General features: G+C 68.3%; 22 protein-coding genes. 15 read left to right on the top strand and 7 right to left on the bottom strand.

The window, feature by feature from the left end; genetic code table 11:
* Positions 1–34 precede the first annotated feature (34 nt).
* The 5 genes from ACFVH2_RS17300 to ACFVH2_RS17280 are packed head-to-tail and all read left to right on the top strand — an operon-like array spanning position 35 to position 4833.
* Positions 35–1099 carry an acyl-CoA dehydrogenase family protein gene (locus tag ACFVH2_RS17300; protein WP_378423493.1) on the top strand — a complete coding sequence of 355 codons (1065 nt, stop codon included), beginning with the start codon at positions 35–37 and terminating at the stop codon, positions 1097–1099.
* A complete protein-coding gene (locus tag ACFVH2_RS17295; RefSeq protein WP_378423495.1) occupies positions 1084–2232 on the top strand; it encodes an acyl-CoA dehydrogenase family protein in 1149 nt (382 codons plus the stop codon). Before ACFVH2_RS17300 ends, ACFVH2_RS17295 begins: the two co-directional genes overlap by 16 nt.
* Positions 2229–3254 (top strand): bifunctional MaoC family dehydratase N-terminal/OB-fold nucleic acid binding domain-containing protein, encoded by a 1026-nt coding sequence (locus tag ACFVH2_RS17290; protein WP_378423497.1) that lies wholly within the window; start codon positions 2229–2231, stop codon positions 3252–3254. The genes ACFVH2_RS17295 and ACFVH2_RS17290 overlap by 4 nt, the downstream gene beginning before the upstream one ends.
* Positions 3254–3664 carry a MaoC family dehydratase gene (locus tag ACFVH2_RS17285; protein WP_378423499.1) on the top strand — a complete coding sequence of 137 codons (411 nt, stop codon included), beginning with the start codon at positions 3254–3256 and terminating at the stop codon, positions 3662–3664. Before ACFVH2_RS17290 ends, ACFVH2_RS17285 begins: the two co-directional genes overlap by 1 nt.
* A complete protein-coding gene (locus ACFVH2_RS17280) occupies positions 3661–4833 on the top strand; it encodes a lipid-transfer protein (protein WP_378423501.1) in 1173 nt (390 codons plus the stop codon). Before ACFVH2_RS17285 ends, ACFVH2_RS17280 begins: the two co-directional genes overlap by 4 nt.
* Positions 4834–4909: 76 nt before the next feature.
* Here ACFVH2_RS17280 and ACFVH2_RS17275 read toward each other — a convergent pair whose 3' ends face one another.
* Positions 4910–5536 (bottom strand): TetR/AcrR family transcriptional regulator, encoded by a 627-nt coding sequence (locus ACFVH2_RS17275; RefSeq protein WP_378423502.1) that lies wholly within the window; start codon positions 5534–5536, stop codon positions 4910–4912.
* Positions 5537–5604: 68 nt separating this feature from the next.
* Between ACFVH2_RS17275 and zapE the strand changes: the two genes are divergently transcribed.
* Positions 5605–6573, top strand: a complete 969-nt coding sequence (zapE, locus tag ACFVH2_RS17270; RefSeq protein WP_378423504.1) for a cell division protein ZapE — start codon at positions 5605–5607, stop codon at positions 6571–6573.
* 9 nt (positions 6574–6582) lie between these two features.
* Here zapE and ACFVH2_RS17265 read toward each other — a convergent pair whose 3' ends face one another.
* Complete coding sequence (locus ACFVH2_RS17265; protein ID WP_378423506.1) at positions 6583–7491, bottom strand: bile acid:sodium symporter family protein; 909 nt, start codon at positions 7489–7491, stop codon at positions 6583–6585.
* 188 nt (positions 7492–7679) lie between these two features.
* Between ACFVH2_RS17265 and ACFVH2_RS17260 the strand changes: the two genes are divergently transcribed.
* A complete protein-coding gene (locus tag ACFVH2_RS17260; protein ID WP_378423508.1) occupies positions 7680–8516 on the top strand; it encodes a mycofactocin-coupled SDR family oxidoreductase in 837 nt (278 codons plus the stop codon).
* A 120-nt stretch (positions 8517–8636) separates the two neighbouring features.
* Here ACFVH2_RS17260 and ACFVH2_RS17255 read toward each other — a convergent pair whose 3' ends face one another.
* The 3 genes from ACFVH2_RS17255 to kstD all read right to left on the bottom strand — a co-directional run bounded on the left by ACFVH2_RS17255 (position 8637) and on the right by kstD (position 13063).
* On the bottom strand, positions 8637–10409 hold the full coding sequence (locus ACFVH2_RS17255; protein ID WP_378423510.1) for a cholesterol oxidase substrate-binding domain-containing protein: 1773 nt from the start codon (positions 10407–10409) through the stop codon (positions 8637–8639).
* Between the two features lie 68 nt (positions 10410–10477).
* The gene (locus ACFVH2_RS17250) at positions 10478–11338 is read right to left on the bottom strand and encodes a MaoC/PaaZ C-terminal domain-containing protein (RefSeq protein ID WP_378423512.1); all 861 of its coding nucleotides are present in this window, start codon (positions 11336–11338) and stop codon (positions 10478–10480) included.
* Between the two features lie 12 nt (positions 11339–11350).
* Complete coding sequence (gene kstD / locus ACFVH2_RS17245) at positions 11351–13063, bottom strand: 3-oxosteroid 1-dehydrogenase (protein WP_378423514.1); 1713 nt, start codon at positions 13061–13063, stop codon at positions 11351–11353.
* A 124-nt stretch (positions 13064–13187) separates the two neighbouring features.
* Between kstD and ACFVH2_RS17240 the strand changes: the two genes are divergently transcribed.
* From ACFVH2_RS17240 to dmpG, 4 genes are read left to right on the top strand one after another with little or no spacing between them, the layout of a single operon-like run.
* Positions 13188–14807, top strand: coding sequence for an FAD-binding protein (locus ACFVH2_RS17240; RefSeq protein WP_378423515.1), 1620 nt, complete (start codon positions 13188–13190; stop codon positions 14805–14807).
* Between the two features lie 30 nt (positions 14808–14837).
* The gene (locus ACFVH2_RS17235; protein WP_378423517.1) at positions 14838–15623 is read left to right on the top strand and encodes a 2-keto-4-pentenoate hydratase; all 786 of its coding nucleotides are present in this window, start codon (positions 14838–14840) and stop codon (positions 15621–15623) included.
* A gap of 11 nt (positions 15624–15634) precedes the next feature.
* Positions 15635–16537, top strand: coding sequence for an acetaldehyde dehydrogenase (acetylating) (locus tag ACFVH2_RS17230; RefSeq protein ID WP_378423519.1), 903 nt, complete (start codon positions 15635–15637; stop codon positions 16535–16537).
* A 5-nt stretch (positions 16538–16542) separates the two neighbouring features.
* Positions 16543–17595 (top strand): 4-hydroxy-2-oxovalerate aldolase, encoded by a 1053-nt coding sequence (dmpG, locus tag ACFVH2_RS17225; protein ID WP_378423617.1) that lies wholly within the window; start codon positions 16543–16545, stop codon positions 17593–17595.
* Positions 17596–17847: 252 nt separating this feature from the next.
* Here dmpG and ACFVH2_RS17220 read toward each other — a convergent pair whose 3' ends face one another.
* Entirely contained in the window at positions 17848–18189 is a 342-nt protein-coding gene (locus ACFVH2_RS17220; RefSeq protein WP_378423521.1) for a hypothetical protein, read from the bottom strand.
* A complete protein-coding gene (locus ACFVH2_RS17215; RefSeq protein WP_378423523.1) occupies positions 18186–19358 on the bottom strand; it encodes a Rieske 2Fe-2S domain-containing protein in 1173 nt (390 codons plus the stop codon). Before ACFVH2_RS17215 ends, ACFVH2_RS17220 begins: the two co-directional genes overlap by 4 nt.
* 199 nt (positions 19359–19557) lie before the next feature.
* Here ACFVH2_RS17215 and hsaA point away from each other — a divergent pair, with 199 nt between their 5' ends.
* The 4 genes from hsaA to hsaB are packed head-to-tail and all read left to right on the top strand — an operon-like array spanning position 19558 to position 23132.
* A complete protein-coding gene (gene hsaA, locus ACFVH2_RS17210; RefSeq protein WP_378423525.1) occupies positions 19558–20733 on the top strand; it encodes a 3-hydroxy-9,10-secoandrosta-1,3,5(10)-triene-9,17-dione monooxygenase oxygenase subunit in 1176 nt (391 codons plus the stop codon).
* Positions 20734–20743: 10 nt separating this feature from the next.
* Complete coding sequence (gene hsaD, locus ACFVH2_RS17205) at positions 20744–21649, top strand: 4,5:9,10-diseco-3-hydroxy-5,9,17-trioxoandrosta-1(10),2-diene-4-oate hydrolase (RefSeq protein ID WP_378423527.1); 906 nt, start codon at positions 20744–20746, stop codon at positions 21647–21649.
* The gene (hsaC, locus tag ACFVH2_RS17200) at positions 21649–22548 is read left to right on the top strand and encodes an iron-dependent extradiol dioxygenase HsaC (protein ID WP_378423529.1); all 900 of its coding nucleotides are present in this window, start codon (positions 21649–21651) and stop codon (positions 22546–22548) included. The genes hsaD and hsaC overlap by 1 nt, the downstream gene beginning before the upstream one ends.
* A 14-nt stretch (positions 22549–22562) precedes the next feature.
* Entirely contained in the window at positions 22563–23132 is a 570-nt protein-coding gene (gene hsaB / locus ACFVH2_RS17195) for a 3-hydroxy-9,10-secoandrosta-1,3,5(10)-triene-9,17-dione monooxygenase reductase subunit (RefSeq protein ID WP_378423531.1), read from the top strand.
* The last annotated feature ends 271 nt before the right edge of the window (positions 23133–23403 follow it).

Below are 23403 nucleotides of genomic sequence, written 5' to 3'. Positions count from 1 at the left end.
AACACGTTCTAACTCGTAGGCGGGATTGTTCAGCGTGGATTTCTCTCTCGATCAGACTCAAGAAACGGTGGCGGAGATCGTCGTCGGCCTGTTGGCCCGCGAACCCTCCGATCCCGCCGACACCAGCGGGTTCAACCCGGCGTTGTGGGAGGCGATGGCCAAGGCCGACCTGCTCTCGCTCGCCGTACCCGAGCGCCTGGGCGGCGCCGGGCTCGGCCTGCCCGAGGTGCTGCCCCTGCTCACCGAGGTCGGTCGCGGTGCCGCTCCGGTGCCCGCGCTGGCGACCCTCGGCTTCGGCCTGCTGCCGATCCTCGCGCTCGGTTCGGACGAGCAGCAGGACGCGCTGCTCGCCGAGGTCGCGACCGGCCGAATCCTCACCGCCGGGCTCAGCGAGCCCGGGGCGGCCTTCCCGGCCGCGCCGTCGACCACGGCGGTCGCGGACGGCGACGACGTGCTCGTCAACGGGCTGAAGGTGGCGGTGCCGTTCGCGGACGTCGCGTACCGGATCCTGGTGCCGACCGACGCGGGCGTCGTACTGGTCGCCCCGGACGCCCCCGGTGTCAGCCTGTCGAGAATCTCCTCGTCCTCGGGCAGCCCGGAGTTCTCGGTGCGCCTCGACAACGTGCGGGTCCCCGCCGCTGAGGTCCTGGGCGGCGACAACGCCGTCCTGTACCAGATCGCACAGGCCGCGATCGGCGCGTACGCGGACGGACTGCTCGCCGGCGCCACCACACTGACCGCCGAGCACCTGCGCACCCGTGAGCAGTTCGGCAAGCCGCTGGCGACCTTCCAGGCCGTGGCCCAGCAGATCGCCGACGTCTACGTCACCTCGCGGACCCTGCACGTCTCGGCGCTCGCGTCGGGCTGGCGGGTGTCGGAGGGGCTCGACGCCGACGACGATCTCGAGGTGCTGTCCTACTGGATCGCCGCCGAGGTGCCCGCCGCGATGCGCACGCTGCACCACCTGCACGGTGGGCTCGGCGTCGACGTCACCTACCCGATGCACCGCTACTTCTCCATTGCCAAAGACCTGGCCCGCCTCGTCGGCGGTGCCTCGTCCCGACTCGACCTCGTGGGGGCCCGGTGTTCATCGATCTGACACCGCAGCAGCGTGAGCTGCAGGCGGAACTGCGCCGATACTTCGCCAACCTGATCTCGCCGGAGGAGGCCGAGATCATGCTCACCGAGCGGCACGGTCCGACCTACCGCGAGGTGATCCGCCGGATGGGCAAGGACGGCTGGCTCGGCGTGGGCTGGCCGACGGAGTTCGGCGGTCGCGGCTTCGGCGAGATCGAGCAGCAGATCTTCGTCAACGAGGCCGTCCGCGCGGACGTGCCGCTGCCGTCGGTGACGTTGCAGACGGTCGGACCGACCCTGCAGGTGTACGGCACCGAGGAGCAGAAGCAGAAGTTCCTGCCCGCGATCCTGGCTGGTGAGGTCCACTTCGCGATCGGCTACTCCGAGCCCGACGCCGGCACCGACCTGGCCGCGCTGCGCACCACCGCGGTGCGCGACGGCGACGACTACATCGTCAACGGCCAGAAGATCTTCACCACCGGCGGCCACGACGCGGACTACATCTGGCTCGCCGTGCGCACCGGTGACGCGGACTCGCGTCACCGTGGCATCTCGATCCTGATCGTGGACACCAAGGACCCCGGTTTCACGTGGACCCCGATCATCACCGCCGACGGCGCGCACCACGTCAACGCCACCTACTACTCCGACGTCCGGGTGCCCGCGAGCATGCTCGTCGGAGAGGAGAACAAGGGCTGGAAGCTCATCACCACCCAGCTCAACCACGAGCGCGTCATGCTCGGACCGGCCGGCCGAGTCGCGGGCCTGTACGAGAAGGTGCACGAGTGGGCGGCCAAGCGGGATCTGTTGTCCGAGCCCGATGTCCAGCGCGGCCTCGGAGAGATCCACGCGACCTACCGGCTCAACGAGCTGCTGAACTGGCAGGTGGCGGCGGCCACCGGCGACGTCGACATCGCGGACGCCTCGGCCACCAAGGTCTTTGCGACCGAACGGATCCAGCGTGTGGGACGCATCGCGGACGAGATCATCGGCGCGCACGGCGATCCGGGTGACCCGGAGACCGCGAAGCTGATGCACTGGCTCGACGTGCAGATCAAGCGCAACGTGGTCATCACCTTCGGCGGTGGCGTCAACGAGGTCATGCGCGAGCTCATCGCGATGGCCGGGCTCAGCCTGCCGAAGGTCCCGCGATGACCACGACGGAGGGTGCAGTGAGCGACAAGGAAGCATCGATCCTCGCTGCGGCGCAGCGAGTCCGGGACGGCGGTGCCAGCAAGCCGCGGGCCGGTCGTGACCCGATCAACATGCCGATGATCCGCAACTGGGTCGAGGCGATCGGCGACGAGAACCCCATCTACGTCGACGAGGACGCCGCCATTGCGGCGGGCCACGGCGGCATCGTCGCACCGCCGGCCATGGCGCAGGTCTGGACGATGCGTGGGCTCGGCGCCGTGCGCGAGGAGGACGATCCGCTCGGCCGGATGACGGAGATCCTCGACGAGGCCGGGTACACCTCGGTGGTCGCGACGAACTGCGACCAGACCTACCACCGCTACGTCCGCCCGGGCGAGGAGGTGACCATCGAGTCGGTCCTCGAAGACGTTGTGGGACCGAAGAAGACCGGACTGGGTGAGGGCTGGTTCTTCACCACCCGGAACTTCTGGAAGGTGGGCGACGAGGTCGTCGCCGAGATGCTCTTCCGGATCCTGAAGTTCGCACCCCCGGCGAAGGCGGAGGCCGCCCCCGCGGGATCCGCGTCGTCGAGCCTGGGCGAGTCGCTCGACGACCTCGACCCGACCCGGATGCTGCGACCCTCGCAGTCCCGCGACACCGAGTTCTTCTGGGAGGGCGTCGCCGCCCACGAGCTTCGCCTCCAGCAGCGACCGGACGGCTCGCTCCAGCACCCGCCGGTCCCGGCGATCTGGAAGGACAAGTCCGAGCGCACCGACTACGTGGTCGCGTCCGGCCGCGGCACGGTGTTCAGCTACGTCGTTCACCACGCGCCGAAGGTGCCGGGCCGTTCGCTCCCGTTCGTCGTCGCGCTCGTGGAACTCGCGGAGGGCGTGCGGATGCTCGGCGAGCTGCGCGGCGTCGACCCGAGCGAGGTCACGATCGGGGCGCCCGTGCAGGTGGAGTTCCTCGACCTGCCCGGCGACGACGAGACCGGACAACAGCCGTGGACGCTGTACGCGTGGCGTCCCGTGAAGGAGCAGTGATGAGCTCGACCCTGACAGCGACGGTGGGGGAGACCCTGCCCACCCTGTCCATCCACGGCGACCCGACGTTCATCGTGTCGACGGCGTTGGCCACCAGGGACTTCCAGGACGTCCACCACGACCGCGACAAGGCGCAGCAGCGCGGTTCCAAGGACATCTTCGTCAACATCCTCACCGACACCGGCCTGGTGCAGCGGTACGTCACCGACTGGGCCGGCCCGCGTGCCGTGATCAAGTCGATCAAGCTGCGCCTCGGGGTGCCCTGGTACGCCTACGACACCCTGACCCTGACCGGCACTGTGGCGTCGGTCGAGGACGGTCTGGTCACCCTCGACATCGTCGGCAAGGACAGCCTCGGCGACCACATCAAGTCGACGGTCACCCTCGTGATGGACGGAGCGGGCGCATGAGCGACGCACTCTCGGGCAAGGCCGCCATCGTCGGCATCGGCGCCACCGACTTCTCCAAGGATTCGGGACGCAGCGAGCTGCGCCTCGCGGCGGAGGCAGTGCAGGCCGCCCTCGACGACGCCGGCCTGAAGCCGTCCGACGTGGACGGCCTGACCTCGTTCACCATGGACACGAACACCGAAGTGGCCGTGGCCCGTTCGGTCGGCATCCCGAACCTGAAGTTCTTCTCCCGCATCCACTACGGCGGCGGCGCGGCCTGTGCCACCATCCAGCAGGCGGCGATGGCGGTGGCCACCGGCGTTGCCGACGTGGTGGTCGCGTACCGCGCGTTCAACGAGCGCTCGGGAATGCGCTTCGGGCAGGTCAATTCGGCGCTGGTGCAGCAGGTGAACTCGTCGGGCACCGACAACGCGTTCTCCTACCCGCACGGCCTGAGCACCCCGGCCTCGTTCGTCGCGATGATCGCGCAGCGGTACATGCACGTGTACGGCGCCACCAGCCGGGATTTCGGGGCGGTGGCGGTCGCCGACCGCAAGCACGCGGCGACCAACCCGAACGCCTTCTTCTACGGCAAGCCGATCACGATCGAGGACCACCAGGCCTCGCGGTGGATCGCCGAGCCGCTGCACCTGCTGGACTGCTGCCAGGAGACCGACGGCGGCATCGCGATCGTGGTGACCTCGCCGGAGCGGGCGAAGGACCTGCCCAACACGCCGGCGATCATCGCCGCCGCCGCGCAGGGCAGCGGGGCGGACCAGTACATCATGACCAGCTACTACCGGGACGGCCTGAGCGGCCTGCCGGAGATGGGGCTGGTCGGCGACCAGCTGTGGGCCCAGTCGGGGCTGCGTCCGCAGGACATGCAGACCGCGGTGCTCTACGACCACTTCACCCCGTACGTGCTCATGCAGCTCGAGGAGCTCGGCTTCTGCGGTCGCGGCGAGGCGAAGGACTTCATCGCCGACGGCGCCATCGAGCTGGGCGGCCGGCTGCCGCTCAACACCCACGGCGGCCAGCTCGGCGAGGGATACATCCACGGCATGAACGGGATCGCCGAGGGCGTGCGGCAGATCCGCGGGACCTCCGTCAACCAGGTGCCCGACGTGCAGAACGTGCTCGTCACCGCGGGCACCGGCGTCCCGACGTCGGGTCTGGTGCTCACGGCCTGATCCACCACGAACGGGCGGTTGCCGCGGCTCCCTCACGGGGGTTGGCCGGGCAACCGCCCGTTCGGCGTATCCGGGGTCAGCGCACAGCTTCACCGGCGCGGGCGACCACTCCGCTCAGGTACGTCGCGACGGCGGCGGTGAGCAGGCGGCGGCTCGCGGTGGTACCCGGAGCCGGTCCGGTGATTGCCCGCATCCCGACCGAGCTCTCCCACACCAGTCCCTCGCACAGCGCCACGAAGTTGCCGCCGTCGACTTCGGGATCGCTCGATCCCAGGGCGCGGACCAGGTCCGTGGCCAGCTCCCGCGAGAAGATGCTGGTCGACAGCGACTGCTGAATCTCCTTGTCGTGCATCATCTCCAGCATCAGTGCGCAGCGGACCCGTAGGTCGCGAGCCCGATCGGCGAGCGTGGCGTCGAGCGCCGCGCCGATATCGGCGGCGATCCGAGTGATCGGCGGTGTCGCGTCCGGCGGTGGTGGGGCGAGTCGGGAGCTCCGGAAGTCGCGTCGGGAGATCTCGGTGAGGTGCGCGGCGGCTGCGACGAGCAGTTCCCGTTTGGTCCGGAAGTAGTACGAGGTGGACCCGGCCGGAAGTTCGAGGTGCCGGTCGACCGCGCGGTGGGTCAGCGCCCGGATGCCGTCCGCGTCGACTATGTCGAGTACGGCGTCCGAGATTCGTTCGCGCCGGTCGGTTCCGCTCGCCATCGTGGTGCCCTCTCGCTGATGCCTTCGTCACATTGCCGACTGTGACTCTACATTCGTAGAGTCGAGTCATGCGAACCCGTCACCCGAAGATCACCGTCGAGACCTTCGAACGCGCCGCCGCGGCCGCCGGCTTCGCGCTCGACCCCGGCCAGCTCGCGGTCGCCGCGCGGCTCGCACGGCTGGATCTGCGCCCCGGCCGCGGCGTCTACCTGTGGGGTTCGGTCGGCCGCGGCAAGACCTGGCTGATCGACGTCTACCGGGAGGCGCTGGTGGGCCGCCGGACGACCCGCGTCCACTTCCACGACTTCTTCCGGCGGCTGCACGCTCTCGTGCACACGAACGGGATCGACGGAGCGATGGATCAGATGCTGGACGGCTGCCAGGTCCTGTTCTTCGACGAATTCCACGTGCACGACGTCGGCGACGGTGCGCTGCTGGCCCGACTGCTGCGAGCGTTGGGCGACCGGGGGACGGCCCTGGTGGTCACCTCCAACTACCCGCCGGAGGGGCTGATGCCGAATCCCCTGTTCCACGACGGCTTCCTACCGACCATCGCGGTGCTGCGCGAGCGGCTCGAGGTGGTCGAGCTCGACGGCGGGCGCGACTACCGGATCGACAGGCAGGGGGCGAGCGGCGGCTTCGCTTCGGGTCGCTACCTGGTCGCCGCATCCGCGGAACCGGACGCGGACGAACGGGTCGTCCTGACACCGTCGAGTCGGCCGATCGTGGCCCGGGCCGTGCGGGGAGACCAGGTCTGGTTCGACTTCGGGGACCTCTGCGAGCAGCCGACCTCGACGCACGACTACCTGCGGCTCACCGCCGAGCACCGGCAGTGGGTGGTGAGCGGACTCCCGCCGATCGGGGCGGCGACGCCGGACGGGGTGCAGCGCTTCTGCTCGCTGGTCGACGTGCTGCACGACAGCGACATCCCGCTGACCGTGGTCGGCGCGGACTGGACACGGGACCCCTCGGTCACGGTGGACCGCGTGCACGACCTCGCTCGGACGCGGAGCAGGCTGTCCCTGCTGACGGCCTGAACGGCGCGGCTAGCCCGCGACCTCGACCGCCGCGCCGCTGTCCGGCGCCTGATCGCCGAAGCCTGTGCGCCGGTGGGTGATTGCCCACCCGAACAGCGCCGCGACCGGGAACATCGCGACGCCGTAGACGGCGGCGGGGACGGCGATGCGGGTGCTGTCGAGGAGGCCGACCGCGATGGTGATCGCGAGGGTGCTGTTGTGGATGCCGATCTCCATCGAGCTGGCGATCGACTGGTGGCTGGTGATCCCCAGTGCGCGCGGGACGACGTATCCGATGGTCAGGCTCAGTACGCAGAAGATCAGCACGACCACCCCGACGTCGGCGAGATAGCCCGCGATGTTCTCCCGTTCGGCCACCACGGTGCCGAGGACGACCAGCGCCAGCGCGACCGCGGAGCTGATCCGCACGGGGCGGTCCATCCGGTTCGCGAATCCGGGCCGCACCCGCCGCACCCACACCCCGATCGCGACGGGGATCAGCACGATCGCGAAGATCTGCAGCACCTTGGCGAACTGCAGTCCGAGCGGTCCGCCGTCCGGCGGGTCGAAGTAGCCGAGTGCGAAGTTGGTGATCAGTGGCAGGGTCACCACCGCGATCACCGAGTTCACCGCGGTGAGACTGACGTTGAGCGCCACGTCGCCACGGAACAGGTGGCTGAAGAGGTTCGCGGTGGTGCCGCCGGGCGAGGCGGCGAGCAGCATCATGCCCACCGCGAGGAGGGCGGGCAGGTCGAAGAGCAGGACGAGTCCGAAGGCGACGGCGGGCAGGACGACGAGCTGGCAGACCAGCGCGATCGCGACGGCCCTCGGATGCCGGGCCACCCGGGTGAAGTCGCCGACGGTCAGGGACAGACCGAGCCCGAACATGATGACCGCCAGCACGATCGGCAGACCAATGGTGGAAAGACCGGAGTTCATGTCTGCCTCGTCGTCGTCGGGAAGCGGTCGGGCGCGCTCAACAAATAGAGAACGGACGCCCCCGCGCCGGGAAACCGGACAATTCGGGTCGCTCGCGGGAGTGGTACCGGTCATCGGGACTGCGCGGCCGCCGCAGCCCTCGGGCCGGTAGTCATGGAGCGAGGAAGACCGAACTGAGGAGCGCAGGGATGGACGATTTCGACGGCAAGGTTGCACTGATCACCGGCGGCGCCCGAGGGCAGGGCCGGTCGCACGCGGTCGCATTCGCCGAACGCGGCGCCGACGTGGTGATCTGCGACCGCTGCGAGGACAGCCCAGCCGTGTTCTACCCGCTCGCCACCGAGGACGACCTGGCCGAAACGGTCCGGCTGGTCGAGGCGACCGGGCGTCGATGCATCGCGGTCAAGGCCGACACCGCGGACCGTCCTGCGATGGACGCGCTGGTGGCCCGCGCCGAGTCCGAGTTCGGTCGCGTGGACATCGCGGTCGCGAACGCCGGCGTGTCCGTCGCGGCCCCCGTGCAGTCGATGACGACCGCGCAGTGGAACGAGACCGTCAACTCCAACCTGACCGGCGTCTTCAACACCCTCGGCGCGGTCGCACCGGGCATGATCGAACGTGGTTACGGCCGGATCGTCACGATCTCCTCGATGCTCGGACGCGCGGGCAGCACGAACATGGTCGCCTACGCCGCCTCGAAGTGGGGCGTGATCGGCATGACCAAGAGCGCCGCGCTGGATCTCGCCCAGTCCGGCATCACCGTCAATGCGATTGCCCCGGGCAACATTTCGACTCCGATGATCCACAACGACGCCTTGTATTCCCTGATGCGCCCGGATCTGGCGGCCCCGACTGCGGACGACGTGGCGCCGGTGTTCGAGAGCCTGCACGCGCAGCCGGTGCCCTGGCTCGACCCGTACGAGATCACGCGCGCCGTGCTCTTCTTCGCGGCCGAGGCGAGTGCCCACATCAGCGGCACCGTGTTGCCGATCGACGCGGGCAACGCCGCTCGCGTCACCGGGTGATCGCCGCGCCGAGGAACGCCGTTCGACGCCGGCGGAGGCGGACGCCCCGGGAACGCGAACGCCGGTGGTGCCGGCGCGTGAGCGCGGACACCACCGGCGTCGGTGGAACGGGCTGGTGCGTTACGGCAGCAGCTGGTCCATGAAGGTGTTGCTGTAGATGTGGTGCGGGTCGAGCTCGTTGAACGTGTCGCGGGCGGTGTCCCAGTTGTCGCTCGCGGGCAATCCGTCCCGGTAGCTCTGGGGGAGGGCGCCGCTGATGATTCCGCCGTCGGTGTACGGGTTCGGGCCGAACGCCCAGCCCTTCGACCACTCCGGACGGAAGGTGTACTCCGAGCCGGTGTAGTGCGAGCGCATCCACTGCTCCATCTCGCGGTAGAACTCGAACATGCCGGGGGTGCCGGGAACGCCGAGCACGTTCAGCCAGATGGCGGTGTCCCAGTCCGGATGGTCCGGCCGCGGCCGCATCGCGGAGATGGTCGGCGCGCCGGCCGACGGGACCTTCACGTCGGCGGCCTGGTCGAGGCCGCAGCAGCGGATCTCGACGGGACCGTTGAGCGGGAACTTCCCCTGGGCCCGGTAGAACTCGATGCGCTCGTTGTACCAGGTGGTGAAGTCGTGGATGACCTGACCGATGTTCTCGCGCTTGGTGATGACGGCGCCGCCGCCCTCGGTCAGACGCAGGGTGGTCGCCTTGATGTAGAACTGGACGTCCTTCGACCAACCCCAGATGTCGTTCGCGTTCGTCGCGGCCAGTCCGGCGACCGTGGTGGAGTACATGGTCTGGCCGAACATCGGGGCGATGCCGGGCAGGCCGGAGTTCATCTTCCCGAGCAGGTCGGTGAGGACCTCGGGCAGGTTGTCCGAGAACGGGTAGTTGTACGGCCCGGTGACCTCCCGCGATCCGGCGGGCTTGCTGGGCGCGAGCGACCACACCTTGAGCCACGGCTTGTCGGTGAAGGGGTACCAGATGGCCTCGACGCCGCCGTTGGCCTTGACGTAGCTCTCGAAGGTGCGGCCCGATGCGCCCTTGGGCGCGAACATGTCCTGCCACTTGATGTCGGTGTAGCTCTGGCACCGCATCCGGAAGTTCGGGCCTGCCTGCAGGGTGACCGAGGTGAGGAAGGTGCGACCGAGGTTGGTCAGCAGCGGCTTGATCTGGGGATCGTTGCGCGAGTACGTCTTCTGGGCGTACTCGGTGCCGTTCCAGACCACCGCGGTCAGCGAGGTCACCAGGTTGGACAGCGAGCCGTAGGTGTGACCGGGTGCGGTGGCCTGGCCATCCGCGGGCAGGGCGGCGCCGTGCGCATCGACGGCAAGCGAGCCCGCGATGGACAGCACACCCGGGGCGGGGAGGTTCGCGAAGCCGAGGTTCTTCGTCTGCAGCGCGGTGGTGATCGCGTCCAGGGTGGCACCCGGACCCGCGGTGACGGTCGCCGGGGAGCCGCCCGCGTCGACCGAAACGCCGTTGAGGTGCTTCATCGTGTCGACGAGGATGACCTTGTCGACGGACGCGCCGTTGACGACGGTCAGCGGGGTCCAGCCGTGCTGGGCGCCACGCGGGCGCAGCGTGTAGCTGTTGGCGTGTGCCCAGTTCGCCAGGGTCACAACGTCCTCGGCGGTCTTCGGCGAGCACGTCCAGACGGCGTCCAGCATGATCTCCTTGGACCAGTTCTGGTACGCCTGCTGAGCCAGGTCGATGCCGCTCGGGAAGTTCGGGGGCGCCGGCAGCGTGGTACCGCCGGCGGATCCCGAAGCCGATCCCGACGACCCGAACGGAATGGCGTAGGCGGGTGTCCAGGCGCCCACTGCGCCCACGGCGAGGGCGCCGGCGCCCGCGGCGGTGAGGAAGCCGCGCCGGGACAATCCGGCGGCCGTGTCGTCCGTTTTCGGCATGCGATAACTCCAGTCGTGATGAGGGGGAGGATTCAGCGGTAGAGCAAGTTGGTCAGTTGTCCGGCATGTTAGGCGAGTGTGAGGACAACGTCAGCAAGTGCGGGTGAACTGTCGCGATCCGGGACGGTCGCCGAAATCAGCAGCCGGCCCGAGTCCTTCCAGATCCGGACGGCGAGGGACTCGCCCGGGTACACGACCCCGGCGAAGCGTGCCCGGTAGCCCTTCACCTTCGACGCGTCCGCTTCGAGCGCCACGTCGACCGCCGCCTTGCATACGATCCCGTACGTGCAGAGCCCATGCAGGATAGGCGCTGGGAAGCCTGCCGCGGTGGCGAATTCGGGATCCGAGTGGAGCGGATTGCGGTCGCCGCACATCCGGTACAGCAATGCCTGCTGCGGCAGGGTGGCCACCACGGTCTCGAAGTCCGGCGCGCGGTCCGGCAGCTCGACGGATTCCGACGGCCCACGCTCGCCGCCGAAGCCGCCCTCACCGCGGGCGAAGATCGACGAGCGCGCGGTCCACAGCGGGTTGCCGTCGAAGTCGGTGGTGACCGACTCCTGCACGATGACCGCGGCCTTGCCCTTGTCCCACACCTCGGCGATCCGAGTGGTGGTACGGCCGCTGCCCGCCGCGGGGATCGGCTGGTGCACGGTCACCTCCTGGCTGCCGTGCACCACCTTCGCGAGGTCGATTTCCACGCCGGGGAAGGACACCTTCGGTGCCTCGGTGGCATGGATGTTGGCCACCACCGTGGCAAACGTCGGCAGCACCTGCGGCTTGCCGTCCTCGAGGTAGCGCAACTCGCTGGAGTCGAGCGGGCGGGCGCCCGCTCCGATTCCGAGGTGGTAGAGCTGTACGTCCGAGCTGGTCCAGGTGAACTCCTGGCTGGGCAGCTCGGCTCCGATCGCGATGTCGGGATTGATGGGCACGAGGTGTCCTGTTCAGTTCGAAGTGGCAGCGGCAGAGCTGGACTCGGGGTCCGAGGCGCCCTTCGCTCGCTCGGCGATGTCGAGGACGGCGAGGTAGGCGAACGTCATCGCGGGTCCGATGGTCGCGCCCGGGCCCGCGTAGGTGTGGCCCATCACGGGGGCGCTGACGTTGCCGGCCGCGTAGAGGCCCTCGATGACCGTGCCGTCCTCGCGCACCGCGCGGCCGTCGACGTCGGTCTGGATGCCGCCCTTGGTGCCCAGGTCGCCCGGCACCATCTTGATCGCGTAGAACGGGGCCTTGCTGATCTCGGCGAGGCTGGGGTTCTTCAGGCGGGGATCGCCGTAGTAGGCGTCGTAGCCGCTGTCGCCGCGGCCGAAGTCCTCGTCCTTGCCGTTGCGGGCGAAGCCGTTGAACCGCTCGACGGTCTCGGTCAGCGCCTCGACCGGCAACCCGGTCTTCTCCGCAAGCTCGGCGATGGTGTTGGCCTTCACCACGATCCCGGCCTTGAGCCAGCGGCCCGGGAACGGCGAACGCGGGGTGATGCCGGCGAAGGTGTAGCGGTTGCGGTAGCGCTGGTCGAGGATCATCCAGGTCGGGATGTTCTCGCCGTCGCCCTCGCCCTGGCCGTACTTGCCGCCGTACATCATGTGGGTGGCCTCGACGTAGGGCGCGGCCTCGTTGCCGAACCGCTTGCCGCGGGTGTTGACCATCATCGAGCCGGGCAGGGTCCGCTCGGAGAGCGCGAACCAGGGGCCGCCGGTCAGTGGGATGGACGGGCCCCACCAGGCGTCGTCCATGAAATCGAGTGCGGCGCCGACCTTCTCGCCTGCGAGGATGCCGTCGCCAGTGTTGGCCTTGGCGCCGACGGTCCACTCGGTCCCGATCGGGCCGCGCTGGTACTTCTTACGCATCTCGTCGTTGTGCTCGAAGCCGCCGGAGCCCAGCACGACACCGTGCTTGGCGCGGATGACCTGCTCCTCGCCGTCGATCAGGACCTTCACGCCGCGCACGGCGCCGTCCTCGGTGTACAGCTCGGTCAGGGGGGTGTTGAGCAGGATCGGCACGCCAGCGTCGCGGAGGCCGATACGCATGCCCGCGACCAGAGCCTGGCCGCGCACGAGCAGATCCTTGCCGGACGCCTTGGCGGCCAGGAAGCGCATGCCGACCTTCATCGCGCGCATGGGGCCGCGACGGTTGCGCATCAGCAGGTTGAGCCACTTGTAGTCGGCCTGGGTGATGACGAAGTTCTTCGGCGCCTTCACGTAGTCCGGCTCGAGGTTCTTGCGGTCGTCGCCGAGCTGGTTGCCGTCGAACGGGGTGGGCTCGACGGAGCGGCCGCCGACTCGGCCGCCGGGGGCCTCCGGGTAGTAGTCCGAGTAACCGGGCACCCACTGCAGCTTCAGCGCGCTGTTCTTCATCACGAACGAGAGCATCTCGGGGCCGCGGTCGAGGTAGGTGTCGATCCGCTCGGGGGCGACCACGTCGCCGATGATGTTGTGCAGGTACTCGCGCGCGGCTTCGGGGGTGTCGGTGACGCCGTCGGCCTGGAGGACCTCGTTGTTGGGGATCCAGACGCCGCCGCCGGACCGCGCGGTGGATCCGCCGTAGTGGGCGGCCTTCTCGACGATGACAACGCTCAGCCCGTGGTGGGCGGCGGTCAGTGCCGCGGTCATGCCCGCGGCACCGCTTCCGACGACGACGACGTCGTATTCCTGCTTACTCATGTAGAACACGTTATAGAATGAGGTGGGCATGAGTCCATGCTTTCTGCCAGGAAGTATTGCCGAGATCGGCTGTGCGGCCGGTATGCAAACGAAACGCGTTGCAGTTTGAAAGGGGCGGTGCGCTGTGGCCTGGGATCTTTCCGCCGATGTCGTGGTGGTCGGAGTCGGCGTTGCGGGTGCCTCCGCGGCACTGGAGGCGTTGGCGGCGGGCGCGGACGTGATCGCGCTCGACCGGTTCGCCGGCGGCGGCGCCAGCACGATCTCCGGCGGCATCGTCTACGCGGGCGGCGGCACCAGGATCCAGCGCGACGCGGGTGTCGAGGACACCCCGGACGCCATGTTCGCCTACCTCAGCCGCGAGGTCGGAGACGCCGTCCGGCCGGAAACCCTGCGCAAGTTCTGCGACGAGAGTCCGGCGATGATCGACTGGCTCGCCGGGCACGGGGTGCCGTTCGAGGGATCGCTCTGCCCCTACAAGACCTCCTATCCGACGGATCGCCACTACCTGTACTTCTCCGGTAGCGAGGCCGCCGGCGGTTTCCGAGACGTGGCGCCACCCGCACCGCGCGGGCACCGGGCCAAGGGCAAGGGCACGTCCGGCAAGATGCTCTACCGGCCGCTGATCGACTCCGCCGTCGCCAAGGGCCTACGGCTCGAACAGCAGACGCGGGCGGTTCGGTTGCTCACCGACGACGAGGGCGCGGTGATCGGTGTCGAGTGCAGGAGCCTGCGGGGTGCGTCCAAACGGGTGCGTGCCCAGCACGCCCGACTGTCGGCGCTGTCGGCGAAGCCCGGGATCTACTACCCGCCCATGCGCAAGGCTCTGCAGAAACGGGTCGAACGGCTCGAGGCGGCCCACGCACGGCCGATCCGGATCGAGGCCCGATCCGGGGTGATCCTGAGTTCCGGAGGCTTCATCGCCAACCGCGGCATGGTCGCCGAGCACGCGCCCCGCTACCGAGGCGGGCTCGCGTTGGGCACCGCGGGCGACGACGGCAGTGGCATTCTCATGGGCACCGACGTCGGAGGGGCGACCGACAAGCTCGCCAGCATCTCGGCATGGCGATTCATCGTGCCGCCGAGTGCCTTTCTCGGGTCGCTGCTGGTGAACCGCAAGGGCGACCGGATGGTCGACGAGTCGCGGTACGGCGCGGCTCTCGGGCACGCGATGATCTCCGAGCACGAGGGGGAGGGCTGGCTCGTCGCCGACGCCGACCTGGTCGCCCGGGCCCGAGGCTCGCTCGGCGAGCAGACCAACTGGTTCCAGCGCATCCAGTCGGAGACCCTGATGCGGGTCGACCGGACGACCGGTGCCACCTTGGAGGAACTCGCGGGCAAGGTCGGCATAGACCCGGCCGGCCTGGTCGCGACGGTGGCCGCGCACAACGAGGCGATCTCCGCGGGCACCCCCGACCCGATGGGCAAGCCCGACGACTTCCGGCGCCCGGTCGTGTCCGGGCCGTTCTCGCTGTTCGACGTCTCCCTCAAGAAGAGTCTGACCAACCCCCTGCCGATGCTGACGCTCGGCGGCCTCGTCGTCGACGAGCAGTCCGGGGCCGTCATGACCGACGGCGGTAATGCGATCGACGGCTTATACGCGGCCGGTCGCACCGCGGTGGGGATTTGCTCGAACTCCTACGTGAGTGGGCTCTCACTTGCAGACTGTGTGTTCTCCGGCCGTCGTGCCGCCGCGCACGCTGCTCGTCGCGGGGCTTCCCGGTCCGGAGCTGTCTCGACGACTTAGTCGCACACGCTACCGAAGGGAACCCGACCCATGCTCTCGACCGAAATGCGTATCGATATTGCGGATCGACTGCATGCTGCGGAGAAGGGGTTCGCACCGCTCGACCCGTTGACGGTGCTCCATCCGGACATCGAGGTGGTCGACGCCTACGAGATCCAGTTGCTCAACGTCCGCCGCCGAGTCGCGGCCGGCGAGCGCGTGATCGGGCACAAGGTCGGCCTGACTGCCAAGGCGATGCAGGAGATGCTCGGTGTCAGCGAGCCCGACTACGGGCACCTCTTCGACACCCAGGAACTCCGGGAGGGGGAGCCGGTCGCCTGCTCGCGCTACCTGTTGCCCCGGGTGGAGGTGGAGGTCAGTTTCGTTCTCGGCGCCGATCTGCCAGGAGCGGGTTGTACCGTCGAGGACGTGCTGGCTGCAACGGAGTTCGTGGTCCCGTCGATCGAACTGATCGACTCGCGGATCAAGGACTGGAAGATCGGTCTGCTCGACACCGTCGCCGACAACGCGTCGTATGCCGGTCACGCGATCGGTACCGGTCGGGTCCGGCCTGGCGACATCGACCTCGCCGGCATCGACGTGACCCTGGCCGTCAACGGTGAGCGGGTCGCCGAGGGGCGCAGTGACGCGGTCCTCGGGCATCCGGCCAGGGCGGTGGCCTGGCTGGCGCAGAAGGTGGACAGCTTCGGGGTTCGGTTGAAGGCTGGAGACATCGTGTTGCCGGGTTCGTGCACTCGCGCCTTCGATGTCCGTCCGGGTGACCAGGTCTACGCCGAGTTCGGGGGGCTCGGTTCCGTATCTCTCCAATTCACATAGGAGTGGTTTCGATGGCCAAGGCGAGCGTTGCGATTGTCGGATCCGGGAACATCAGTACCGATCTGCTCTACAAACTGCAGCGATCGCGGTGGCTCGAGCCGCGCTGGATGATCGGCATCGATCCCGAGAGTGAGGGTCTCGCCCGAGCACGCTCGATAGGCCTCGAGACCTCGGCGGAGGGTGTCGACTGGCTGCTCGCCCAGTCGGAGAAGCCCGACCTGGTGTTCGAGGCAACCTCGGCGTACGTGCACCGCGACGCTGCCCCGAAGTACCGGGCCGCCGGAATTCGCGCCGTCGACCTCACTCCGGCGGCGGTCGGCCCGGCGGTGGTGCCGCCGGCGAACCTGCGCGAGCATCTCGACGCCCCGAACGTCAACATGATCACCTGTGGCGGACAGGCCACCATCCCGGTCGTGTACGCGGTCTCCCGCGTTGTCGACGTGCCCTATGCCGAGATCGTCGCGTCGGTCGCCTCGGTCTCGGCCGGCCCTGGCACCCGCGCGAACATCGACGAGTTCACCAAGACCACCAGCCGCGGCGTGGAGGTGATCGGCGGGGCCCGCCGGGGCAAGGCGATCATCATCCTCAACCCGGCGGACCCGCCGATGATCATGCGCGACACCATCTTCTGCGCGATACCGGAGGACGCGGATCGAGGCGCGATCACCGACTCGATCCACCGGGTGGTCGCCGACATCGCGCAGTACGTGCCCGGGTACCGACTGCTGAACGAACCGCAGTTCGACGAGCCGAGCGTCGTCTCCGGCGGGTACGCGACCGTCACCACCTTCGTGGAGGTCGAAGGTGCGGGCGACTTCCTGCCGCCGTACGCAGGCAATCTCGACATCATGACCGCGGCGGCCACCAAGGTGGGCGAGGAGATCGCCCAGAAGCTCCTGCGCGTGGAGGCGTGACCGACATGACTCGCACCGGCAGCACCGTCCATTTCGATCCCTCGTGGGACGTCCGGGTCACCGACACCTCGCTCCGGGACGGCTCGCATCACAAGCGGCACCAGTTCACCGGCGAGGAGGTGCGCGCGATCGTCGGTGCCCTCGACCACGCCGGCGTGCCGGTCATCGAGGTCACGCACGGTGACGGCCTCGGTGGCTCGTCGTTCAACTACGGCTTCTCCAGGACCCCGGAGCAGGAGCTGATCACGATCGCGGTGGAGACCGCGAAGCGGGCGAAGATCGCCTTCCTGATGCTGCCCGGCGTCGGGGTCAAGGAGGACATCATCGAGGCCCAGGACAACGGAGCCTCGATCTGCCGCATCGCCACGCACTGCACCGAGGCCGACGTGTCCGTCCAGCACTTCGGGCTGGCGCGCGAGCGCGGGCTCGAGACGGTCGGGTTCCTGATGATGGCGCACACCGTCACGCCCGAGAAACTGGCCCGGCAGGCACGCATCATGGCCGATGCCGGCTGCCAGTGCGTGTACGTCGTCGATTCCGCAGGCGCACTGGTGCTCGAGCAGGTCGCCGATCGCGTCGAGGCCCTGGCCGCGGAACTCGGGCACGACGCGCAGGTCGGTTTCCACGGCCACGAGAACCTGGGCCTGGGCGTCGCGAATTCCATTGCGGCCGTTCGGGCCGGCGCCAAGCAGATCGACGGCAGCACCCGACGTTTCGGCGCCGGTGCCGGCAACGCGCCCGTCGAGGCATTCGTCGGGGTGTGCGACAAGATCGGGGTCAAGACCGGCATCGACTTCTTCGCGATCGCCGACGCCGCCGAGGACGTGGTTCGCCCGACGATGCCGGCCGAGTGCCTGCTGGACCGGCAGGCCCTGATGATGGGCTACGCGGGCGTGTACTCGAGCTTCCTCAAGCATGCCGAGCGGCAGGCCGAGCGGTACGGCGTCTCCGCCGCGGAGATGCTGGTCCGGGCCGGCAAGCGCAAGCTCGTCGGGGGGCAGGAGGACCAGTTGATCGACATCGCGCTGGAGTTGCAGCGCGAGCAGGCCGGGGCCTGACCGCCGGGCCCGGCGGGGATCACTTCTTCTCGAGGAGGTACTTCGTGACGTCGGGCCACGTCTTGAACTTGTCCGAACCGAACTCGATCAACTCGCCCCCGAACTTGCCGGCGCCGATGGCCTTCCGGTCGTCAACCAGGAAGTCGCCGCGGTTGAGGTTCTTGCGCAGTATTGCCCGGCCACCGACATCCCGGGCGGGGACGAGAAAGGGGCGTGCATCCCCTCGGATGCACGCCCCTCGTTCCGTGTCGACTACTCGGACTGCGCGTCGCGGACCTCGAGGATGCCCTCCATCACCGCGTGGTTGATGCTGTTCATCAGCCGCGGGCAGGTCTGCCGCGACCCGGTGCGTCCGCCTGCGCTGACGAACTCCGGGCACACCGTGGCGGGATCGGCCTGCCACTGGATGCTCGTGTGTTTGAAGCTGTTCTTCCGGACCAGCACACAGGTACCGCACGCGCGGCACTCCACCTCCTGCAGCCCCTGCTCGAGGTAGGTCTGGTGGTCGACTGCGGTCTGCGCACGGACGGCCTCGACCCGGGCCGGGCTGTCTGCGTAGTTCGGGGCCTTGGCCCAGGTCGAGGTCATCGTCACACGCCTGTCTTGTTCTCGGCCGCGGCCTTCTCCTCGGCCTGACGGGCGAGGTTCGCGTCGACCTCGCGCTGCCACGCCTCGACGGCCTTGGTGGTGTCGATCTCGAACTCGAACCGCTGCGTCATCTTCTCGTCGATGTCGGCGACGTCGACGTAGAACTGCTCGTACCAGCGTCGTAGCTGGTAGACCGGGCCGTCCTCCTCGCAGAGCAGCGGATTCTCGATCTTGGTCTTGTTCTTCCAGATCGCGACGTCCTGCTCGAAGCCCATCGCCACACCCTCGGTGAACTTGCGTGCCAGCTTCTCACTGGTGGCGTCGTCGAGGCCCTTCGGCTTCTCCACGCTCACGCCGTACATGAGCATGAAGGAGTCCTGCGTGATCGGGTAGTGGCAGTTGATCAGGACACTCTCGACCTTGTAGCCGCTGTAGTTGTTGTGCAGCCAGTTGACCATGTACGACGGGCCGAAGTACGAGGCCTCCGAGTCCAGGACGGACTCGCCGTACTGGGTGCCCATGTTGCCGACGTCCGGTCGGCCGTGGTTCTGGAGGTACTGGGTCGCGACGTGGCCCTCGAAGACGTTCTTGAAGTACTTCGGGAATCCGAAGTGGACGTAGAAGAAGTGCGCCATGTCCACGACGTTGTCGACGATCTCGCGGCAGTTCGAGCCGGTGACCACGATCCGGTTCCACTGCCAGTCGGTCCACTCGTCGGTGAGAACCTCCGGCAGCTCGGGGATCGTGACGTCCTCCGGCGGCGGGTTGCCCTCGGGGTCGTGCCAGACGAAGAGCTGCTTGTTGCGCTGCAGCGTGGTCCACGAGCGGGTGCGTGCGAGCGGCGGAACGCGACGGGCGTAGGGGATGCCGGTGCACTTGCCGTTGCCGCCCCAGCGCCAGTCGTGGAACGGGCAGGCGATCGAGTCGTCCTTGACGGTGCCCTGGCTGAGGTCACCGCCCATGTGCCGGCAGTACGCGTCGAGAACGTTCAGCTTGCCCTCGCTGTCGGCGAAGACGACGAGCTTGGTGCCGAACGCCTCCACCGAGTGCGGCTTGCCGTCGAGGAACTCACTCTCGAGGCCGATGCAGTGCCATCCGCGGGCGTACCGCGTCGGGGTGCTGCCTACATCGATCTCACGAACGCCCTTGCCGGATGCGCCGCTCTTCTGCGTCATCTGTCCCCTCACATCCCTTCGTTCTTGTTACTAGAACACGTTATAGAACTTGTGCCAGTTTTGCTAGATATTCATGCGGGTAGCCGCAGTCAGGGACTTTTGTCGCAGTGAGCCCCCAGTTGCTCGACACGAATGGGAACGTGTTCTAGTCTCAGGGGAAAGTGAACCTCCGAGCCGCACGACACAAGAGGAGTGACCAGTGGGTGAGCACGACAGCCGCGTGGTGATCGAGAAGCTGAACGAGCTTCTGCCGACCCTGCGCGAGCGCGCACAGGAGACCGAGGATCTTCGTCGCATCCCCGACGACTCGATCAAGGCGCTCCAGGAGGCCGGCTTCTTCCGTCTTCTCCAGCCCGCCCAGTGGGGTGGCTACGAGGCCGATCCCGTCACCTTCTACACGGCGGTCCGCAACATCGCGAGCGCGTGCGGCTCCACCGGTTGGGTCTCCGGCATCATCGGCGTCCACAACTGGCACCTGGCACTGTTCGACCAGCAGGCGCAGGAGGACGTGTGGGGCCAGGACACCGACGTGCGGATCTCCTCGTCCTACGCGCCGATGGGTGCCGGTGAGGTCGTCGACGGCGGCTACAAGGTCAACGGCGCCTGGGCCTGGTCCTCGGGTTGCGACCACGCCACCTGGGTCGTCGTCGGTGGTCCTGTCATCAAGGACGGCCGCCCGGTCGACTTCGGCAGCTTCCTGATCCCCCGCGAGGACTACCAGATCGACGACGTGTGGAACGTCGTCGGCCTGCGCGGCACCGGCAGCAACACGGTCGTCGTCAAGGACGTGTTCGTGCCGCGTCACCGTTTCCTGAGCTTCAAGGCGATGAGCGACCTGACCGCTCCGGGTCTCCAGCAGAACACCGCGCCGGTCTACAAGATGCCGTGGGGCACCATCCATCCCACCACCATCTCGACCCCGATCGTCGGCATGGCGTACGGCGCCTACGACGCCCACGTCGAGCACCAGGGCAAGCGAGTGCGCGCTGCCTACGCAGGCGAGAAGGCCAAGGACGACCCGTTCGCGAAGGTGCGGATCGCGGAGGCCTCCAGCGACATCGACGCCGCCTGGCGCCAGCTGTCGGGCAACGTCGCCGACGAGTACGCCCACCTGCTCGCGGGCGAGGACGTGCCGCTCGAGCTGCGCCTGCGGGCCCGTCGTGACCAGGTGCGAGCCACCGGTCGCGCGATCGCCTCGATCGACCTGCTCTTCGAGAACTCCGGTGCGACGGCCCTCGCGAACGGCACTCCGATCCAGCGTTTCTGGCGCGACGCGCACGCCGGCCGGGTTCACGCGGCCAACGACGCCGAGCGCGCGTACGTGATGTTCGGTGGCGCCGAGTTCGGCCTGCCCCTGACCGACACGATGGTCTAGGGGAGAGTCGATGACGGCAACCGAAGAACTCACCTACGAATCCACCTCCCGCTTCGCTCAGGTGCGGCCCGACCTGCAGCTGCACTACCACGAGGCCGGCGTCGGCAACGGGCCGACGATCGTGCTGCTGCACGGCGGCGGTCCCGGCGCGTCGTCGTGGTCGAACTTCGCCAAGAACATTCCCGTGCTGGCGCAGCAGTTCCACGTGCTCGCCGTCGACCAGCCGGGCTACGGCAAGTCGGACAAGCCGACCGAGCATCCGCAGTACTTCCGGCACAGTGCCTCGGCGCTGAAGGATCTGCTCGACACCCTCGGCATCACCGAACGCGTTCACCTGCTGGGCAATTCGCTCGGCGGCGGCGCCGCGGTGCGCTTCGCCCTGGACTACCCGGACCGGGCCGGCCGGCTCGTGCTCATGGGCCCGGGTGGGCTCAGCGTCAACCTGTTCGCGCCGGACCCGACCGAGGGCGTCAAGAACCTCGGCAAGTTCAGCTACCAGCCGACCCGCGAGAACCTCGAGGCGTTCCTGCGGATCATGGTCTTCGACCAGTCCCTCATCACCCCGGAACTGATCGACGACCGGTTCGCCGCGGCCAGCACCCCGGAGTCGCTGGCGGCGGCCAAGGCGATGGGGAAGTCCTTCTCCGGCCCTGAGTTCGAGCTCGGCATGCTCTGGCGTGATGCCTACAAGCTGCGCCAGCGCGTGCTGCTGATCTGGGGCCGCGAGGATCGGGTCAACCCGATCGACGGGGCGCTCGTCGCCCTCAAGATGATCCCGCGGGTGCAACTGCACGTCTTCGGCGGCTGCGGCCACTGGGCGCAGCTCGAGAAGTTCGACGAGTTCAACCGCCTGGCCGGCGACTTCCTTCTCGACAGTGACATTGCCCGAGGCTCCGCCCGAGAAGGAGGCAAGTGATGGGTATTCGTTCGCTCGCGTACATGCGCATCGAGGCCACCGACATGGCGGCCTGGCGCGAGTACGGTCTCAAGGTTCTCGGCATGATCGAGGGCAAGGGCACCAACCCGGACGCCCTGTACCTGCGTATGGACGACTTCCCGGCCCGCCTGGTGATCGTGCCGGGCGAGAAGGACCGGCTGCAGGTCTCCGGCTGGGAGACGGCCAATGCTGCCGGCCTGCAGGAGGTTCGGGACAACCTGGCCGCCGCGGGAGTGCCGTTCAAGGAGGGCACCGCCGACCAGTTGGCGGACCGTCGCGTCGTCGAGCTGATCACCTTCGAGGACACCTCCGGCAACACCCTCGAGGTGTTCCACGGTGCCGCGCTCGAGCACCGGCGGATCGTGAGCCCGTACGGGCACAAGTTCGTCACCGGCGAGCAGGGTCTCGGGCACGTGGTGCTCACCACGAACGACGACGAGGCCTCGCTCCGGTTCTACCGGGACGTCCTCGGGTTCAAGCTGCGCGACTCGATGCGCCTGCCTCCGCAGATGGTTGGCCGTCCCGCCGACGGCGAGCCGGCCTGGCTGCGCTTCCTCGGCTGCAACCCGCGTCATCACAGCCTCGCGTTCCTGCCGCTGCCGAACCCGACCGGGATCGTGCACCTGATGGTAGAGGTGGAGAACTCGGACGACGTCGGCCTGTGCCTGGACCGGGCGCTGCGCAAGAAGGTCAAGATGTCGGCCAGCCTCGGCCGGCACGTCAACGACCTGATGCTCTCGTTCTACATGAAGACCCCGGGCGGGTTCGACATCGAGTTCGGCTGTGAGGGACTCGAGGTCGAGGACGAGAACTGGATCGCGCGGGAGAGCACCGCAGTGAGCCTGTGGGGTCACGACTTCACGGTGGGAATGAAGTAGTGAGCTCGTCCGAGGTGGCATCAGAGACGGGTGCGACGATCGACCCGCGTCAGTTCCGCACCGTGCTCGGTCAGTTCTGCACCGGCGTCACGATCATCACCACGGTCGACGACGGCGAGCCGGTCGGGTTCGCGTGCCAGTCGTTCGCGGCGCTGTCGCTCGATCCGCCGCTGGTGCTGTTCTGCCCCACCAAGGGCTCACGGTCCTGGGCGGCGATCGAGCGCACCGGGAAGTTCTGCGTGAACGTACTCGCCGAGGAGCAGCAGTCGGTGTGTGCACGATTCGGCTCCCGTGAGCCGGACAAGTTCGCCGGAATCGACTGGACACCTTCGCCGTTGGGTTCGCCGATCATCGACAAGTCGCTCGCGCACATCGACTGCTCCGTCGAGACCGTCCACGACGGCGGTGACCACTACGTGGTGTTCGGCAGGGTGTCGTCGATGAGCGAGATCAAGACCGAGCGCCCGCTGCTGTTCTACCGCGGGCAGTACACCGGCATCGAGCCGGACAAGACGGTCCCCGCGCCCTGGCGCGACGACCTCGAGGCGTTCCTCACCGCGACCACGGAGGACACCTGGCTGTAAGGCCGCACAGACCCGGAGGGGCGAAAAGGGAAGGGCCCGTTCACGCGAACCGCGTGGACGGGCCCTTCCTGGTGTTCGTCCCGGTGCACTCGCCGAGCGAGATCAGGACCGCGAACGGCCGTTGCTGTTCTATCGTGGTCGGTACACAGTCATCGAGCCGGCGAAGTGGCGGGACGACCTCGAGACGGTCCTGACGGCAGTAGGGTTCTCACAACAGAGAGGCGGAACGCGGTGCACGTGTCCCGTGGACGACGACAGGCGTTGGCACGGG

Origin of the sequence: Rhodococcus sp. NPDC127527 (assembly GCF_042672245.1) — a bacterium.
Classification (GTDB): domain Bacteria; phylum Actinomycetota; class Actinomycetes; order Mycobacteriales; family Mycobacteriaceae; genus Rhodococcus_G.
Note: the sequence above shows the minus strand (reverse complement) of the source record. Positions and strands in the feature narration are given on the sequence as shown.

Excerpts from the sequence above, each read along its gene's own strand:
- ACFVH2_RS17290 (WP_378423497.1), top strand. The coding sequence starts at position 2,229 with ATGACCACGACGGAGGGTGCAGTGAGCGACAAGGAAGCATCGATCCTC.
- ACFVH2_RS17285 (WP_378423499.1), top strand. The coding sequence starts at position 3,254 with ATGAGCTCGACCCTGACAGCGACGGTGGGGGAGACCCTGCCCACCCTG.
- kstD (WP_378423514.1), bottom strand. The coding sequence starts at position 13,063 with ATGAGTAAGCAGGAATACGACGTCGTCGTCGTCGGAAGCGGTGCCGCG.
- ACFVH2_RS17255 (WP_378423510.1), bottom strand. The coding sequence starts at position 10,409 with ATGCCGAAAACGGACGACACGGCCGCCGGATTGTCCCGGCGCGGCTTC.
- ACFVH2_RS17260 (WP_378423508.1), top strand. The coding sequence starts at position 7,680 with ATGGACGATTTCGACGGCAAGGTTGCACTGATCACCGGCGGCGCCCGA.
- hsaC (WP_378423529.1), top strand. The coding sequence starts at position 21,649 with ATGGGTATTCGTTCGCTCGCGTACATGCGCATCGAGGCCACCGACATG.
- ACFVH2_RS17280 (WP_378423501.1), top strand. The coding sequence starts at position 3,661 with ATGAGCGACGCACTCTCGGGCAAGGCCGCCATCGTCGGCATCGGCGCC.
- ACFVH2_RS17275 (WP_378423502.1), bottom strand. The coding sequence starts at position 5,536 with ATGGCGAGCGGAACCGACCGGCGCGAACGAATCTCGGACGCCGTACTC.
- ACFVH2_RS17230 (WP_378423519.1), top strand. The coding sequence starts at position 15,635 with ATGGCCAAGGCGAGCGTTGCGATTGTCGGATCCGGGAACATCAGTACC.
- ACFVH2_RS17215 (WP_378423523.1), bottom strand. The coding sequence starts at position 19,358 with ATGACGCAGAAGAGCGGCGCATCCGGCAAGGGCGTTCGTGAGATCGAT.
- zapE (WP_378423504.1), top strand. The coding sequence starts at position 5,605 with ATGCGAACCCGTCACCCGAAGATCACCGTCGAGACCTTCGAACGCGCC.
- ACFVH2_RS17235 (WP_378423517.1), top strand. The coding sequence starts at position 14,838 with ATGCTCTCGACCGAAATGCGTATCGATATTGCGGATCGACTGCATGCT.
- dmpG (WP_378423617.1), top strand. The coding sequence starts at position 16,543 with ATGACTCGCACCGGCAGCACCGTCCATTTCGATCCCTCGTGGGACGTC.
- ACFVH2_RS17265 (WP_378423506.1), bottom strand. The coding sequence starts at position 7,491 with ATGAACTCCGGTCTTTCCACCATTGGTCTGCCGATCGTGCTGGCGGTC.
- hsaD (WP_378423527.1), top strand. The coding sequence starts at position 20,744 with ATGACGGCAACCGAAGAACTCACCTACGAATCCACCTCCCGCTTCGCT.